This window comes from Sphingomonas sp. M1-B02 (assembly GCF_026167525.1).
Lineage (GTDB): Bacteria > Pseudomonadota > Alphaproteobacteria > Sphingomonadales > Sphingomonadaceae > Sphingomonas.
Genome location: NZ_CP110679.1, coordinates 1,650,532 through 1,665,448 on the forward strand (window position 1 = coordinate 1,650,532; position 14,917 = coordinate 1,665,448).

9 protein-coding genes are annotated in these 14,917 nt (G+C 58.7%); 6 read left to right on the plus strand and 3 right to left on the minus strand.

The window, feature by feature from the left end; genetic code table 11:
* Positions 1 to 119: 119 nt before the first annotated feature.
* From OKW87_RS07940 to OKW87_RS07960, 5 genes are all read left to right on the plus strand, one after another.
* On the plus strand, positions 120 to 770 hold the full coding sequence (locus OKW87_RS07940; protein WP_265543711.1) for a glycosyltransferase family 25 protein: 651 nt from the start codon (positions 120 to 122) through the stop codon (positions 768 to 770).
* Entirely contained in the window at positions 770 to 1,756 is a 987-nt protein-coding gene (locus OKW87_RS07945) for a beta-1,6-N-acetylglucosaminyltransferase (protein WP_265543713.1), read from the plus strand. Before OKW87_RS07940 ends, OKW87_RS07945 begins: the two co-directional genes overlap by 1 nt.
* A gap of 251 nt (positions 1,757 to 2,007) precedes the next feature.
* Positions 2,008 to 3,027 carry a glycosyltransferase gene (locus OKW87_RS07950; protein WP_265543714.1) on the plus strand — a complete coding sequence of 340 codons (1,020 nt, stop codon included), beginning with the start codon at positions 2,008 to 2,010 and terminating at the stop codon, positions 3,025 to 3,027.
* Positions 3,028 to 3,337: 310 nt separating this feature from the next.
* Positions 3,338 to 4,420: an acyltransferase family protein gene (locus OKW87_RS07955; protein ID WP_265543716.1), complete on the plus strand. Its 1,083-nt coding sequence runs from the start codon at positions 3,338 to 3,340 to the stop codon at positions 4,418 to 4,420.
* 182 nt (positions 4,421 to 4,602) lie between these two features.
* Positions 4,603 to 5,241, plus strand: coding sequence for an SGNH/GDSL hydrolase family protein (locus OKW87_RS07960; protein WP_265544050.1), 639 nt, complete (start codon positions 4,603 to 4,605; stop codon positions 5,239 to 5,241).
* Between the two features lie 342 nt (positions 5,242 to 5,583).
* Here the strand turns inward: OKW87_RS07960 and OKW87_RS07965 are convergent, their stop codons facing one another.
* The 3 genes from OKW87_RS07965 to OKW87_RS07975 form a co-directional block, all read right to left on the minus strand.
* Positions 5,584 to 6,312 (minus strand): PEPxxWA-CTERM sorting domain-containing protein, encoded by a 729-nt coding sequence (locus OKW87_RS07965; RefSeq protein ID WP_265543718.1) that lies wholly within the window; start codon positions 6,310 to 6,312, stop codon positions 5,584 to 5,586.
* A 1,730-nt stretch (positions 6,313 to 8,042) separates the two neighbouring features.
* A complete protein-coding gene (locus OKW87_RS07970; RefSeq protein ID WP_265543720.1) occupies positions 8,043 to 10,334 on the minus strand; it encodes a putative bifunctional diguanylate cyclase/phosphodiesterase in 2,292 nt (763 codons plus the stop codon).
* A gap of 108 nt (positions 10,335 to 10,442) precedes the next feature.
* Positions 10,443 to 12,359 (minus strand): FecR domain-containing protein, encoded by a 1,917-nt coding sequence (locus tag OKW87_RS07975; protein ID WP_265543722.1) that lies wholly within the window; start codon positions 12,357 to 12,359, stop codon positions 10,443 to 10,445.
* 189 nt (positions 12,360 to 12,548) lie between these two features.
* On the opposite strand from OKW87_RS07975, the gene OKW87_RS07980 reads away from it, so the two are divergent.
* Entirely contained in the window at positions 12,549 to 14,153 is a 1,605-nt protein-coding gene (locus OKW87_RS07980; RefSeq protein WP_265543724.1) for a ShlB/FhaC/HecB family hemolysin secretion/activation protein, read from the plus strand.
* The last annotated feature ends 764 nt before the right edge of the window (positions 14,154 to 14,917 follow it).

Below are 14,917 nucleotides of genomic sequence, written 5' to 3' on the forward strand. Positions count from 1 at the left end.
AAGCGCGACTGAATGAAACGACTGTCTTTCAGGACGGTGGTGCTTCGCAATGCAGCGTTTTAGGCGATGCAGATAATAACCCTTTTCAACTCAGCGCATTCCGAGCAACGGGACCGAACATGTTCGATGACTTTGAAATTCTCCGGGTAATCAGCCTGCCTCAGCGTCGGGATCGTCGCCGCGAGATGGAAAGCGAAATTGCTCGGGCCGGATTGGCCGGCGATCCACGGATTGCTTTTTTTGATGCGCTACGGCCTTCAGACGCCGGGCCATTCTCTTCTATTGGCGCACGGGGATGTTACCAGAGCCACGTTAAAATTCTCGAGGAAGCTGTCCGAAAAAAAGCATCGGTTCTTATCCTAGAGGATGATTGCGATCTCGCGCCTGATGCAGGCAGCATCTCTCTGGGTTCAGGCTGGCAGATTTTCTACGGCGGCTACATGCCCGCTGAGCCCAATAATTTACAGCATAGCGACATCATTGGCTCGCATATGATGGGCTTCAGTCGTGAAGGAGCACAGCTAGTGCTAGAATATCTCCGAAACCTGGATGTCGACGGCAAGCACCCGCCAATCGACGCCGCATATATTTGGTTTCGTCGCGCCCATCCCGAAGTCACGACGGTTTTCGCTCAGCCGCCGATTGGTCACCAACGGCCATCGCGTAGCGATATTGAACCCGGCGCTATTTACAACCGGCTATGGGGAGTGCGGGACATGGTTGCATCAGTTCGCCGGTTGCGTCGGACCTTGACCCGTCGCAGCATCTGATGGACGCGGGCATCTCAATTGGTTTTTGCATCCTCTCCCACAAGGATGCGCTGCAACTTTTACAGCTCGTTAACACCCTTAATGAGATCTACAATTTTCCTCCGATTGCCTGTCATCATGACATAACTCAGTCCCCAATTGATGTTGGTCACTTTCCTGACAACGTCGTATTTGTTAGGCCAATTAAAACTGGTTGGGCTCGCATGTCTGTCGTTCTGGCGGGCCTACGCACGATCAGTGCGTTGTTCGACCGTTTTAGACCAGATTGGTTCGTACTTTTGAGTGCCACGGACTATCCCGTCAGCAGTGCAAGCAGCCTTCGTAATCTCTTAACCTCGACGGAATGCGACACGTTCATTGACGCTAGACCGCTACTCATCCAGAATGATTCGGTGATCACTACCGTTGGATCATTAAATCCGGCGCTCGACCATTTTGGGTCAGCAGCTAACTTTCGGTTGAAGCAAAGGTTTTACCTTTCGCCAGAATGGTGGGTCCCAATCTTGCGTTTTAAGCCCCGTCTGCGAATAGGCCGATTTACTGTCCGGTGGCCGTGGATTAGTCGGCCCGTAAGGAGCAGCCGGCTCAATTTCTATTATGGTGATCATTGGTTCATGGGGAATGCCCGAACTGCCGAGGCGTTAGGCAAAGATAGTCTGACGCGACGTTTTCTTATGAAGCATCTGGCCAAGCGAACCACGGTTGATGAATGCTTCTACCAGACGATGATAATGAGTTCTTCCGATCTCACCGTTTGCATTGATAATCACCGCTTCGCCGAATGGAATGGCGGCGGTGCTCATCCGATGGAACTCACTGCCGAACAAATACCAGAAATTCGCGCTTCCGGTGCCTTTTTTGCCCGAAAATTTGCTAAGTCCTCAGATGCTATTGTACTAATCCACAAGCAATTGCTGGATTTGCCCCCCCCGATAAATGTGCAAAGTAATCCCCCAGTACCGGATAATGGAGGCGTGCAAATTTAGGCTCGCCGTCGGCTCACGCTAGAACGAAGTGGTTTTCCCCTACGTATGAACAGATAATTTCGGGGCATCGACTAATAATCTTGTCGCTGCTGCATGCTAGAACCGTGACTGCTGCCGCACAATATGTCTTGGTACAAGATCCTCTGATTGTCGTGTGGATGTCTTATGTCGGGTTTCGCAAAAAATTAAGATGCGTTCAGATAGTTTACCTCCGCCCGCCTCTGCAGGTCTCTATATCGTTGGATATTTCAATGACTGATGTTTCTGTCGTACTCGCGACGTATAATGGTGCCTCGTTTCTCTCGAGGCAGCTCCAAACACTCGCGGATCAGACAGACCTGCCTAGCGAGTTGATTATTTGCGATGATTGCTCGATAGACGATACAGTCTCGATTGTTCGAGATTTCGCGGTCAACGCGCCTTTTCCTGTGCGGCTGGAGATTAACGAGAGGCGACTAAATTTTCGTCACAATTTTTTTAAGGGGGTGGGCCGCGCGGCTTCAGACTTGATAATGTTCTGCGATCAGGATGACGCTTGGTCTCCGCATAAGATAGCGACCATGAAGCAAGTCTTCATCGCCAACCCAAAGCTGCTCCTCGCCTACCATCATGCCACAGTTGTAGACGCTGAAGAGCGTCCGCTGAGGCCTATTAGCGAGCCGGTTAAACAACAGATGGTTCTAAGTCTCGACGTTCCTCCCCCTTGGCACTTCGCCCGCGGCTTATTGCAGACGTTCCGACGCGAACTCACCCATTTTGACGACCTGCTTCCACTTAGTCGAGAGCATTTCAGCGACGACATTCTCGGCCATGACCGGTGGTACTTCATGCTCGCCCTTGCCCAGAAGCGCGTCGGCTTCGTGAACAGCGACCTTGTGATGTATCGTCAACATGGGGCTAATGCCTTCGGCTCGGACTCAAGCCCTTCGTTCTGGGGCCGAGTTGCCCAGCGGCTCTACCATCATTCCGAAGCTGACAGATACGGCGCGGCGGGCGCACGCTCTCGCGCAGCGGTCCTAAGCCGCATGATATCACGGGTGGATTGTCAAACCCGACCTGGCCTCGAAAAGCTCGCCGAATCCTACAGTACCTACGCCGATCGCTTGGATCGCCGCCACAGGACCTATACAGCACCTTCATTTGCGGGGCGCATTCGAGCTTTGGGCCGATCGCTTGGGCACGGCGATTATTGTGGCAATCCTTGGGGGTTCGATGGGCGCTCATTAGCCCGGGATTCTTTGGCCGGAGTACTTAAACTCCACGCAGGCTAGGATCAGCTGCGTTATCTGGGCTTGCGCCTTTCTAGACTTCAAGGGATGTATGAACAGTGACGCCGAAAATTCATCGCGGTGGGTGGGGGCTTAGCGATCTCTGCACAACTACTAAACGAAATGGAAATCTTTTACTCACAAGGCGCATGACAGAAGTGTCGGCTTTACCGCCATGATTGGCAAAGCGCTATTTGGGGGCGTTCTCTTGCCCGGTGATAATGCGAGACTACGACCGCGATTGGCCCATGCCGGCATGTTGGGTTTGCGCGCTCGAGCTACGCGACTAGAGTGCAACGCAGGGAGCTTGCAAGTGGGGCAAATACCAGCGCTCGACGGCTTCAGAGCGATCGCCATTTTGATTGTGATGGTCTCCCACGCTGGACTGGGCAGAGTCATCCCCGGCGGTTTCGGCGTCACTATCTTTTTTTTCCTTAGCGGCTATTTGATCACCACGATGTTGCGGCGTGAGGTGGCGCAGACCGGTAAAGTAAATTTAAGGGCATTTTATCTCCGGCGTAGCTTGAGGATATTTCCGCCATTCTATATCACGCTGTTCTTAGTAGCTGCTATAGGTGTCGCGGGCCTTTTCGGGGAAGATGTTCACGCACAATTTTTAGTTTGGGATGCTTTTTTTCTGAGCAACTATGCTCAGCAGATCGCCGCATACAGCAACGTTCCTATCCCGCTGTGGTCACTAAATGTAGAGGAGCATTTCTATATCGGATTTTCTCTACTGTTTGCTCGCGTGTTCGTGTCAATGCAGCCCCGCCGGTCTGCCACAATTTGCCTATCGCTTTGCGCGGCCGTGCTCTGCATCCGGATAGCAAATGTGGCGCTGTTGGATGAATATTCGAGTAACTATTACTGGTCGCATACGCGTATTGACTCGATCCTTTTTGGCTCGTGTCTGGCTTTGTGGAATAACCCGGTCGCGGATGAGAATCCGTGGAAACCATCTCGGGCACACCTGCTTTCGGCGATCGGGGTCTTATTGATATGCTTTGCGGTCCGAAATCCGGTGTTTCGTGAGACGTTCCGGTATACGCTGCAAGGCGCGTGTCTGTTCATTGTCTTCAGCGCCGCGATCCAGGCGAGGGGCTTTTTCTACACGCTGCTCAACTGTGAGGTAGCGCGCCGCGTCGCTCTACTTTCTTACACGCTATATCTAGCCCATTTTCCGCTAATCGCGCTCTTTACGTACCTCGGCGTCCCTTTCGCAGCTTTGTTCGGTATCGCCGCCTCGGTCGTCTACGCGACGGTGATGTATAAAATGATCGAGAAACCCTGCGGCAGCTTGAGGCGGCGCTTGGAGCATCGCGGAAAGTCGGTGATTGCAGCCGAGCCCCAGCCTAAGCCGTTAACTGAATCTAGAGGGGTCGAGAGTATACCTTGAACATCTTACTGGGCGGGTTTGGCATGGCATATTCAATAAAGCTTTTTGGCGTCCTCGCACTTGCAACCGTAGGAACGGCCTGGGCGAGCGGGCCGGGTCTCTTCAACATGAAACCCGCGAAGCCTGGTTCTGTCGTCGTCCTGGGACCTGCAATCGGGCCCTCCGTACCTGAGCCCATCCCCATGCCGGTCCCTACGCCGTCCCCGACGCCACGAACTTCCAAGCCGTTCGTGCTTTCTGAGGGAGACAGCATCTCTGTATTCTGGAATGGCAATCACACCGGCATCTATGCTGGTGCGAATCCTAACGTGAGGTTCTCTGGGCGAGCGGTAGGCGGCTCCACGATCTTGAACGGTTCAAATAGTTTGGAGGCGCGTTTCGCTAGCGATGCCGCTTTGAAGCCTGAATACGTAACTATCCTAATAGGTGCCAACGATCTGGGTGATGGCACCTTCCAAAGCGCGGATGACTGGCTAAACGCATTATGGGCGTACACGGCAAAATGGAAGGCTTTGGGCGCGAAAGTTGCCGTCGGCACAGTCCTGCCGATCTGCATCCCTTCTTTCGCTGACTATACCAGAAGGCACACCGAACGCCGGCTGGTCGCAAATTCCGCTATACGCGCGGCCGTAAGCGGAAAAATCGACGCAGTTATCGATTACGCCGCTGACCCCATTATGGGGCCGGACGCCGCAGCTTGTGATCGTAACCTCTACCCGGACGGTCTGCATCCGTCAGATGGCGGCGGAACTGGTATAGGCGGGCAAGGCAAGCTCGCTGTTATATACGCGGCTGCCTTGAATAATTTGCTTAAGCAGTAGCTTAGTTTGCACAGGCACCCTTGAGACTGTCCTTCGGTACTCCGCTGGTCGGAGACCATACGGCCGGGTATTTTCGCGTCCTTGAAGCTCCGGCAGGACGAATCCTCGGTGAGATCTTCAATTCGCAGCCTTTTGGGCCATAGCACCCGGGTCGTGTTGGGCATTTGGACCTTATCCATCCTCGCGTGCCGAGATCGTTACAACGGCGACGGAATGGCGTGTTCCACGATCGGCGCAGATGGACATAGATGGTCTTTTCCGAGGCCGATTCACTCTCCCCGAACGTCAAAATGAAAAATAGGGGCCGGCAAAGACTGCCGACCCCTTTCTCAAAGTAAGTAGTCAAGCCCCGCTAAGAAGGCCCCTGTGGCTGCTGCCGCGGCGACGCATCGCGGCGCCGATGAAGCCGAAACCGACGAGCATCATCGCCCAAGTGGTCGGCTCTGGCACCGCGGACACCGCGGACACCGAGGTCAACTTGAACCCGTCGTCGCGATCCTGGCTGTCATTGCGGGCAGCGCCCACCAGCCACGTTGTCCCGGCATTTGTGTTCGAAAGCGAACCGTTGTTTGGCACGGTCACGCCCCGGTTGAGGTAGCCCTGCCAAAGCGCAGCGGTACCGAACCCGGTGCTTCCATAGCTGACCCACGCATCCCAATCGTCAACGGCCGAGCCGCCGACCACATCGAAGGCCGTCCGGGACAGTCCGGTAAGTACCACTGGTACCGAGAAGACTAGCCGGACGAAGTCATAGCTTCCGATATTATCGATAACGTGGCTATTTCCGTCCCTGCCATTGCCTTCGTTATTGTTGGTGACGCCTACGCCGGTCGTATAGCGGCCCAGGTAGGCCGCTTCCGGCAGGAATGCGACACCAGTATTGTCGGTCGACCAAGCCGTCGCTGTCATGGTGATGCCGTCGGCCACTACAACCTTGCTGTTTCCGGCTGCTCCGGAGGTCGAGCTGTTGCTTCCCGACGTCAGAACGAAGGTACCGGCCACCGCGGGGACCGAAAGGAACATTGCCCCGGCGATCGCCAGACTACCCGTCAATATAGTGATGCCCTTCATGATCTTCCCCCACTCTCGCCCCAAATACGATGATCAACAGATGTTGAAGTGCAGTTCGGATAATTAGCGACGTTTCTATGCCCGGTCGAATCAAAAAAAACGTCGAGTCCGTGTAGGATATCGACTCTGTCTTTAAATGGGACTCTGATTCACCACGAGACAAGACCGAACAGGGTGCGCGGCATGCCGCATTGTATTTAGTCTCTCGCCCTGGGCGCCAGCATCTGACTTGGGGGTATTGTCTATTACGCAAAGCGGGCCCTTCTAATAATCCTAGCACATTCAATCAGTTCCGCCTGCGTCGCGGCGCGTCCTTGCAAGCTTTTGGGCGGTGCAGCGGTTGTATCGTTCATTCGCCGCGCGCGAAAACCGGCATTGTCCTGTCCGCTTGAACAAGGCCTTCCTGACGGACACAGGCCCGAGTTTAGGACAACAATAATGCAATGTTGGAGGCTAATCCAAGTTTCTCTATATCTAGAACTTCCCTTACTCACCATCATGGACCACGTACAATCCTCCTTACCTACCTCCGTTCTAAGGCTGACTGTCTCACAAAAAGCAGCCGGCCATTTTCATCGCGGGGATGAGCCCTTCATTGCGCCCCCATGTTGCGCCAACGCCGGTCGTCGCCGCGTAGCCGGACATCACTGGGGTCCGATAGTCCATCGCCAACATGCGAATTCATCGAATTTTGCAAACCGCGCAGGCCTGTGGTGGATCCGAGGAGCGTCCTTGAACCGCGCCTCGGATCGCTTGGACTCAGGTCGGCGAAAGCGTTTGAACCTGGCCGATATACCGTTGAATAATCGAGCTGTCCCGCTCGCGCGCGCCGAAAGACTATTACGACTTGGATCGGACCGACTTGTGGGAGCCCACGGCCGGATCCGATGCCTTCGCACCGCTGATGACGATCTCCCGCTCCGCCTGGGTTGGACCTCGCTGTTCGCGGTAGTAGAAGGCGAAGGTTCCGATTGCCGCCCCGGACGCATCCAGTATGGGCTCGACCAGCAAGCCCTTAGACCGAGAGACAGCGCAAGGTCCTTCAAGTCAGCCCACCGAATGTCAGTTTCGATATCGGCGACAGTCACCTCGTCGCGTAAATATGCAGCGGTGCCGCAGGAGCCAGTTGCAAGCCCAATGGCTACGTCTTCGAGCGCCTGGGAGTAACCCTCCGGAAGGCTCGGCCCGGTAAGAGGATGGAGCAGCCCCGGCTCCGTCGACGGTCAGCACCGAGCTGATCGCGCCCGATACCAATTTTTCCGCCTCCCGACACCTTCGTGTCGCGGTATCGGCAAGCCCGTCGCCCTTCGCGATTATCTCAAGAATTTTATTCTAAAGTTCTAGCAAGGGTTCCTCTGAGCAATCTGCTCTCCTCCGCAGTCGTGTCACCCTGGTGCATGGAAGATGCCAAGAACTGTTTCAAGATTCAGAATACTTCTGTTCCAAACCGAGCGGGACATAGGGCGTCGTTCGTGGCGAACCGTGGCGTGAACCAAACGCACGGCAGCCAGTAAGGTCACGATTCCTCCACCTTGCCGACCCAGGACGGGACCGCGATCAGCTTAAGGCGTAACGAGGAGACAAGTCACGATTGTCGACTCCGGTCCACGCTCAGTCAGCGCAGCTGCCCTTGCCCGCCCGCTGTCTGCCCGCTTTTGACCAAAGTGCCGGGTAGGTGCCCGCCAAGTCCCAACGGTCCGACGCAAGCGGTCGCTGAACTAGCTTTTCGCCTACGCTGCGTCTTGGAAAGATCGCGTCAGAAGGTCGACGAGTTCGCCAGCAGGCACTGGCTTGCTGACCAAATAGCCCTGAACCATATCGCACCCGATCGACCGCAGGAATGCGAGGCAGGGCGCATCCTCGACCCCTTCCGCGACGACTTTGAGACCCAGCTCGTGCGCAAGGTTCACGGTAGAACGTACGAGCACGCCATCCCCTCGATTTTCGTGAGCATACTGGACGAAACTCCGGTCGATCTTCAGTTCGTCGAGCGGCAGCTCCTTAAGGTAGTTGAGCGTAGACTGCCCCGTGCCGTAATCGTCCATTGAGATTGCGATCCCGAGCTGTTTGAACGAAGCCAGAGCCTCGGCGGCGCCCGCCGGGTCGCTCATCGCCGCTGATTCGGTGATTTCGAACGTCAAGACATCCGGCGCAATGCCGCTCCTCTCTACAAGTTCGCGCAGCTTCTCGATGAACTCCGCCGAGATCAGAAGCTTGGCCGAAAGGTTGACTGCACCGGTGATGCTATGGCCGGACGACTTCCAGAGCTGAAGATCGCTGATCGTCTGCTGCAGGACGTGCAGTGTCAGCCCGGCAATGCGATCATTGCGCTCGGCCAGCGGGATGAATAGATCGGGCCGAAGAAAGCCGCGAGTGGGGTGGTGCCACCGCACCAACGCTTCCACGCTGGTGATCCGGTCGGTCTTGAGGTCGAGCTTTGGCTGATAGAGAACCTGAATTTCGCCTCGGCCAAGGGCATCGTCGAGTTCGCCCAGAAGTGAAAGCTCCCGATCAACGGCCTCGTCCTCGCCGGCATCATGGAAATGCCAACCCGTCCCGTTGACGAGCGCGCGATCAGCAGCAAGCGTCGCATGGGCGACGATCCGATCGATGCGACTCTCCTGCGCCTCGGCAGCGAAGCCCAGCGCAAGGGTCACGTCGACACGGCGCCCATTGACCTCCACCGGGCTCAGCATGGCCGTCCGCAGCGGACCGAGACGCGTCTCAAGTTGCTCTTCGTCATAAGAACGCCATGCGAGCACACGGTCTTCGATCCGGTAGATCGTGCTGCCTTCAGCCACGAGCGAGATGCGATCGCGGATGCGTCGAACAAGTTCGGTCGTCGCCGCGTCACCAAGGCCTGCCACCAACTTGTCGAAGTCCGCGATGCGCGCGGCCACAACGCCGGCGCCGCCATAGGTCTGCATTGCTTCCCGCAGCGCGTTGCGGTTCGGCAGACCTGTTTCGGTATCGTGCGAGCGGCGATATTTGGCGGCAGCGATCATCCGCATGCCGCTGGCCGCCAGCGCGGCGACCGCTATTGCCAACAATGCGGGGACGATGGGAAACGACCAATGTCCCATGCCATCCGCGAGCGTTGTACTGGCAAAGAGGATGACGGGTGCCGCGGCGATGCAGGCGCCCAGCTTGAGCCTCGTCGACTGAACTAGGATGAACCAGCAGAGCCCGAGCGAAAGCAACAGTGGGAGCTGCCAGCGCCCCTCGTGCGGGACGCCGCTCGCGAGGGTCTCCGCAGCAAGCGCCTGGATGACCACGCCCGGGACGACGCCATGGTTGGGCACGGGATAGCGATCCCCCATCTCTACGGCCGTCGCGCCGATCAACACGATCTTGCCGGCGATAGCGGCGTGATCGAAGGTGCCGTCGCGGACTTCGATAAAGCTGTGGCGCGGGATCGTCGCGGGATCGATCGCGAAGTCGATCGGGAAATCCTGTTCGGCGGCACCATTTACGCTGGCCATCATGGCGGATAGCGATGGACGGGGCACGCCGTCCGTCATCGTGCCAATCGGCGCGCGGCGCACATGGCCATCAGCATCGGCAACGATGCTGACGGCAGCCAGCGTGGCATGTTCGCGTAGCTCGGGAATCGGCAGCGAGTCGGTCCAACCTTCACGCCCACCGCCCGCCTGCTGGCCGAAGGTCGGAAGCACCACCTTGCCGCCCGCGCGCTGCAGACTGGCAGCAAAAGCACGATCCTGTTCAGGATCCGACCTTGATGAGAAATCCACATCAAAGACGATTTGGGCGGCCCCGGCTGCCCGGAGCCGGTCAATTAGTTGTGCGTAATTGCTCCGCGGCCATGGCCAGCGGTTGATCGCGCCAATGCTCCGCGCATCGATCTCGACAATGTGGATCTGACCGCTGGCACCATGATCGCGCACCTGCCAGCCGATTTGGCGAAGGCTCCGCTCGAGGCCGGTGCCTATGCCGCTGCTGCCGGCAAGCATGCCGACCAGGCAGCACGATGCAAGCACGATAAAGCGCCGGTGGCGGTTCAACTTCCCCGCCAAGATATTCCAAGAATGCACCATCAATGCATCGGCTTACGCGCGCACGCCTAACGCGGCGTCAACGGCTCACTGAAATTACCGCTTCTTCAGGGACGCTCAATCGTCGTCGTCGCCTTCCCTCTTGCTCTCGTCCCTATGGCCCTTATCGTCGTCATCACCTTTCGCCGCCTTGTCGGCTGCGTCCTTGGCAACCTTGTCGGCGTCCTTCACAGCCTTGGCGTCTTCCATCGCTGCCTTGTCGGCTGCGTCCCTGGCTTCCTTGGCAACCTTGTCGGCGGCGTCCTTCGACGCCTTAGCGTCGTCCATGGCTGCCTTGTCTGCGGTATCCTTTGCGTCCTTCGCCGCCTTGTCGATCGCGTCGGCAGCATCCTTGGCTGCCTTGTCTGTGGCGGCAGCGGCATCTTTTGCCGCCCTGGCTTCGTCCATTGTCGTCTTATCTGAGGCTTCCTTTGCGTCCTTCGTTGTCCTGTCCGAGACGGCGTCGGCAGCGTCCTTTGCAGGCTTGTCCTTCGCGTCCGGCGAGCCCGTCTCGGGCTTGAGGTCATTCTTGGACCCCTTGTCCACGGCGTCGGCCGCGTCCTTCGCGGGCTTGTCCTTCGCGTCCGGCGAGCCCGTCTCGGGCTTGAGATCGTTCTTCGCCCCCTTGTCCACGGCGTCGGCCGCGTCTTTCGCAGGCTTGTCCTTCGCATCCGGCGCGCCCGTCTCGGGCTTGACCTCGTCCTTAGGGCTCTTGTCCGCGGCGTCGGCCGGGTCCTTCGCAGGCTTTTCCTTCGCGTCCGGCGCGCCCGTCTCGGGCTTGACCTCGTCCTTGGGGCTCTTGTCCGCGGCGTCGGCCGGGTCCTTCGCGGGCTTGTCCGGCGCATCCGGCGCGCGCTTGTCCGTCGCGTCCGGCGCGGCCGTTTCGAGCTCGACGTCGTCCCTGGGGCCTTTGCCGGCGATCACCGGCCCCGCCGGCCTCCCATTCTCAGAGCCCGTGGAGCCGGGAAGCATGCGAAACTCCTCGGGCCGACCCGGGCCATTGTCCGCAGCAGTGAGTTCGACTACGAACGATCCGTCCGAAGTCGCAGCCCTTACGATCGGGGTCCGTGGCGTTTCTACGACGCCTTCAGCGGGAGGGGTCGGGCTTACGGCGTTGCTCCCTGGTCCGCCGGTATATTCAGTCGTGGCTATCTCAAGGCTTGCGAGTTGCACGGCTGAGGTGCCGCGCACTAGGCCACCGGTGACTTCGCCCAGGTCAACGGGTTTGCCTACGATCGCCTCAGTGATGATTGCGGGCTCGGTCGCTGCCACGGCCATTTCGCTCCCGATGGGAGCCGGATCCTCGACGGCGGTTTGCGGCGGCGTTGGCTCTGCTCCCTCCGGGCCGTCGCTGGGCGCGCTTGACCCAGGTGGTGCTGCGGGGACCGGTCCCTGCGCCGGAGCGATCGGCCGTTGCGGCGAATCGATCGTTCGCGTGTTCTGACCCTGTACGGTCAATCGGAAGAGATCGTTGGCGATGACGCTGGCAACGATGCCCGGCCGGATCAGTTCGCTCGCGCCGCCGTCGTTGGTCGACGTCTCGACCGCGCCTTCGACAACCTGGAGTGATGCGCCCTGCCCGGTCACGGTGATGGAAAAGGTAGTCCCCTTCACCACTGCCGCCAAATAAGGAGTGCGGACGCCGAAATGCGGGTCTGGCTTTTTCTCGATCTTGAAAACGGCATTGCCCCACTCTTGAAGGAGCTGGAACACGCCGCGGGCCTGTTCGGCGGCGGGAACTCGGATGCGGCTGTTGGCGGAAACCGTGACGAAGTCGCGACCCTTAACAAGGACCGCCCGCGCATCTGGCCCGGTGGAGATCACGGCGCCTTCGGGCACAACCGTCCCACGCTTCGCGACACGATCTCCCTTGCCATCGCGGACGACGACCTGCCCCGACGCTTCGCTGACGCTCCAATCTGCCGTCTGGGCGACCGCAGCGTTCGCAAGGAGTAAACACAGAATGCTGCTCGGCAGCTTAAACAACCAGTTCATGATGAGATTCCCGCCATTCTTATGGTCGGGATAAACCACAGGGTCTTCCGATAATGTTCCTGAGCCTAGTTAATGGGCGTAAAATTTGATGAAATCGTAACGGCTTGGCCCGTAGCTCTCTGCGTTAGGGAGCAATCGATGCGTAGCGCCACACAGCGCCTTTTCTATCTCGCGATACTGAGTGGCCTGGTGGCGACGCCCGCGGTGGGACAACAGGTGCTCGACCGTGTCGATCCCGCCGCTATCGCACGCGAACGGCTGCCGCTCGAGAACAGCGCGCCGCCGCCCAAGCTGCGTGTGGAAGTGGAGGCGCCTGCGGCGCCCGTCGCCACGGTCGGTCCGCCAGTGCTGGTGGGCGCCGTCCTTGTCCACGGTCTTCGAGTGCTGACGCCAGGCGACTTCGCCGACATCGTCACGACCCGGATCGGGCGCACGCTTGACCCCGAGCAGCTAGCGGAACTGGCAAGCGCAGTCGGCGCGCGGGCGCGCGAGCGTGGACTGGCTTTCAGTTCTGCCTGGATCGAGCCGCAGGCCCTCGCCAATGGCATATTGACCATCTCGATTGATGAGGGCCAGATTGACGAAATCCAGATCGATGGCCCGAAGCAACCTGCGGTGGAAGCGGCGTTGAAGCCGCTCGTCACTGGACGCCCCGCCCGCATATCGGAGGTGGAACGGCGCCTGCTGATCGCCGGGGATATTGATGGCGTACTGGTCACCGGGAGCCGCTATGTGCGGGAGGGTGGACGGGGAATATTGGTCGTGCGTCTGCTCACCGACAGACTGTCCGCACGGATCGTCGCAACGAACGACGGAAGCCGGCCGATCGGACCTGCTCAGATGCGCATCGACGTAGACATGAATGCGCTTTTTGCGTCCGACGATGCATTCACGGTAACCTATTCCACGACGCCCCTGCAGCCGAACGAGCTGCAATATGCGCGCGCGCGTTATTCCAAGCGCATCAGCCGCGACGGCACTGAGATTGCACTCGTCGGATCCAGTTCCCTAGCTCACCCCGGTGCCTATATCGGCTATCTCGACATCCGCAGCCGCAGCTGGTTCGCTGGCATCGAGATGCTTCAGCCGCTGGCCCGCCGCCGCGCGGCGAGCCTGTGGATGCAAGGCGCGCTCGGCGTCCGCGATATCGCCCAGCGGCGCAGGGGCGATCTTGTGCGGCACGATCGGATCGTGGCCGCGCGGATATCCTTGTACGGCGCCAGCAGATTCGCAGGGGGCCGCTTACGCGTCAACGCCACCGTGTCGCGGGGCCTCGGCATATTGGGCGCTTCTGAGTTTGGCGATTCGCTGTCGTCACGGCGCGATGCAGGTGCCAGCTTCACCACTCTCTCCGCCTGGACCGACTGGACGCGAAGCTTGGGTGGCGATTTCAGCATGCGGCTCGCAGTCCAGAGCCAGCTCTCATCCAAGCCCTTGTTTTTCGCCGAGGAGATCGGCATCGGCGGCACCGCTTTCGTGCGTGGCTATGACTGGAGTGAGCGCAGCGGCGACCAGGGAGCCATGGGCTCGGTGGAATTTCGCTACGATTGGGCAAAGCCGTTTAGGTTACTCCGCAACCTTCAGCTCTACGGGTATTTCGATGGGGGCGAAGTCACCAATCTCGCCGACGGGTACGGCGACGGCTCGCTTGCGTCGGGCGGCGGGGGCTTTCGCGCCGACATCTCCCGCAAGATGGACGCCAATCTCGAAGTCGCGGTTCCCCTCTCCGGCCCGCGCTACGATACGGACGACCGATCTCCGAAAATCAATGTCCGGCTCATCCGGACATTCTAAATTCTATTGTTACCGACCGTGGCAAGCTTTCGACCGCAGCAACGGGTTGGCGCGGGGTCAGCGGGGCGGTGAGCGATCTCGCAATGCATCTCGCGGAAGGGCCACCGGTGTTACCTCACAAGGCACGACCGGCGGGATATTGAGCCATCGTCCAACTCCGTGCGAGGCTATGCTGGCATCATGCCGCTTTCGAAAGGCGTGGAGACGGGCCATTGAGATCATGAAGGCGTTTTCAAAGTCGGCCACCCTTTGTAGCTCGCCCAAATTATGTCTGGTAACTATGCCGCCGCTTCGCACGGTGACGATGGATGGCGTCGCCATCAACCCCAATTGGCCGATTTCGCCTCCTTCACAGTATCATCCGCATCGACCAGTCGCTGGGCGCTCTACCGCTAAGGCAGGTCGCAGCTAGTCCAAGGGTACCGCGGCCCGATCGTTGGACCTTCCAGAACTCGGTAAGCAACCGCTGGTCGGCCACGAAGGATCGCAAGCGTAGAGCGCCAGTCGCACAGCAGGCTCACTTCCCAGCGATGCCCGATGTCGAGGCCATGCCATCCACCTGGCGAGCAGTACATAGCGACAGAAGGGCGCGGTTTGCCGGGGGTATTTTGTAAGTAGGGCTGAGCGCTCGGTAAGAGACGCCCAGCCCCAGGCCCGTAAAGCGGACGCCCTCGGATCAGATGCGACCATAAGACCATGATCAGTCCGAGACTATAATTTATGTTGAGTTTTCGCACGGTTTCCGATTGGCGAAGTGGGTAAAT

What these genes read in the sequence shown, in the direction of transcription:
- OKW87_RS07940 (WP_265543711.1), top strand. Translation starts at nt 120, where the DNA reads ATGTTCGATGACTTTGAAATTCTCCGGGTAATCAGCCTGCCTCAGCGT.
- OKW87_RS07945 (WP_265543713.1), top strand. Translation starts at nt 770, where the DNA reads ATGGACGCGGGCATCTCAATTGGTTTTTGCATCCTCTCCCACAAGGAT.
- OKW87_RS07950 (WP_265543714.1), top strand. Translation starts at nt 2,008, where the DNA reads ATGACTGATGTTTCTGTCGTACTCGCGACGTATAATGGTGCCTCGTTT.
- OKW87_RS07960 (WP_265544050.1), top strand. Translation starts at nt 4,603, where the DNA reads ATGCCGGTCCCTACGCCGTCCCCGACGCCACGAACTTCCAAGCCGTTC.
- OKW87_RS07965 (WP_265543718.1), bottom strand. Translation starts at nt 6,312, where the DNA reads ATGAAGGGCATCACTATATTGACGGGTAGTCTGGCGATCGCCGGGGCA.
- OKW87_RS07975 (WP_265543722.1), bottom strand. Translation starts at nt 12,359, where the DNA reads ATGAACTGGTTGTTTAAGCTGCCGAGCAGCATTCTGTGTTTACTCCTT.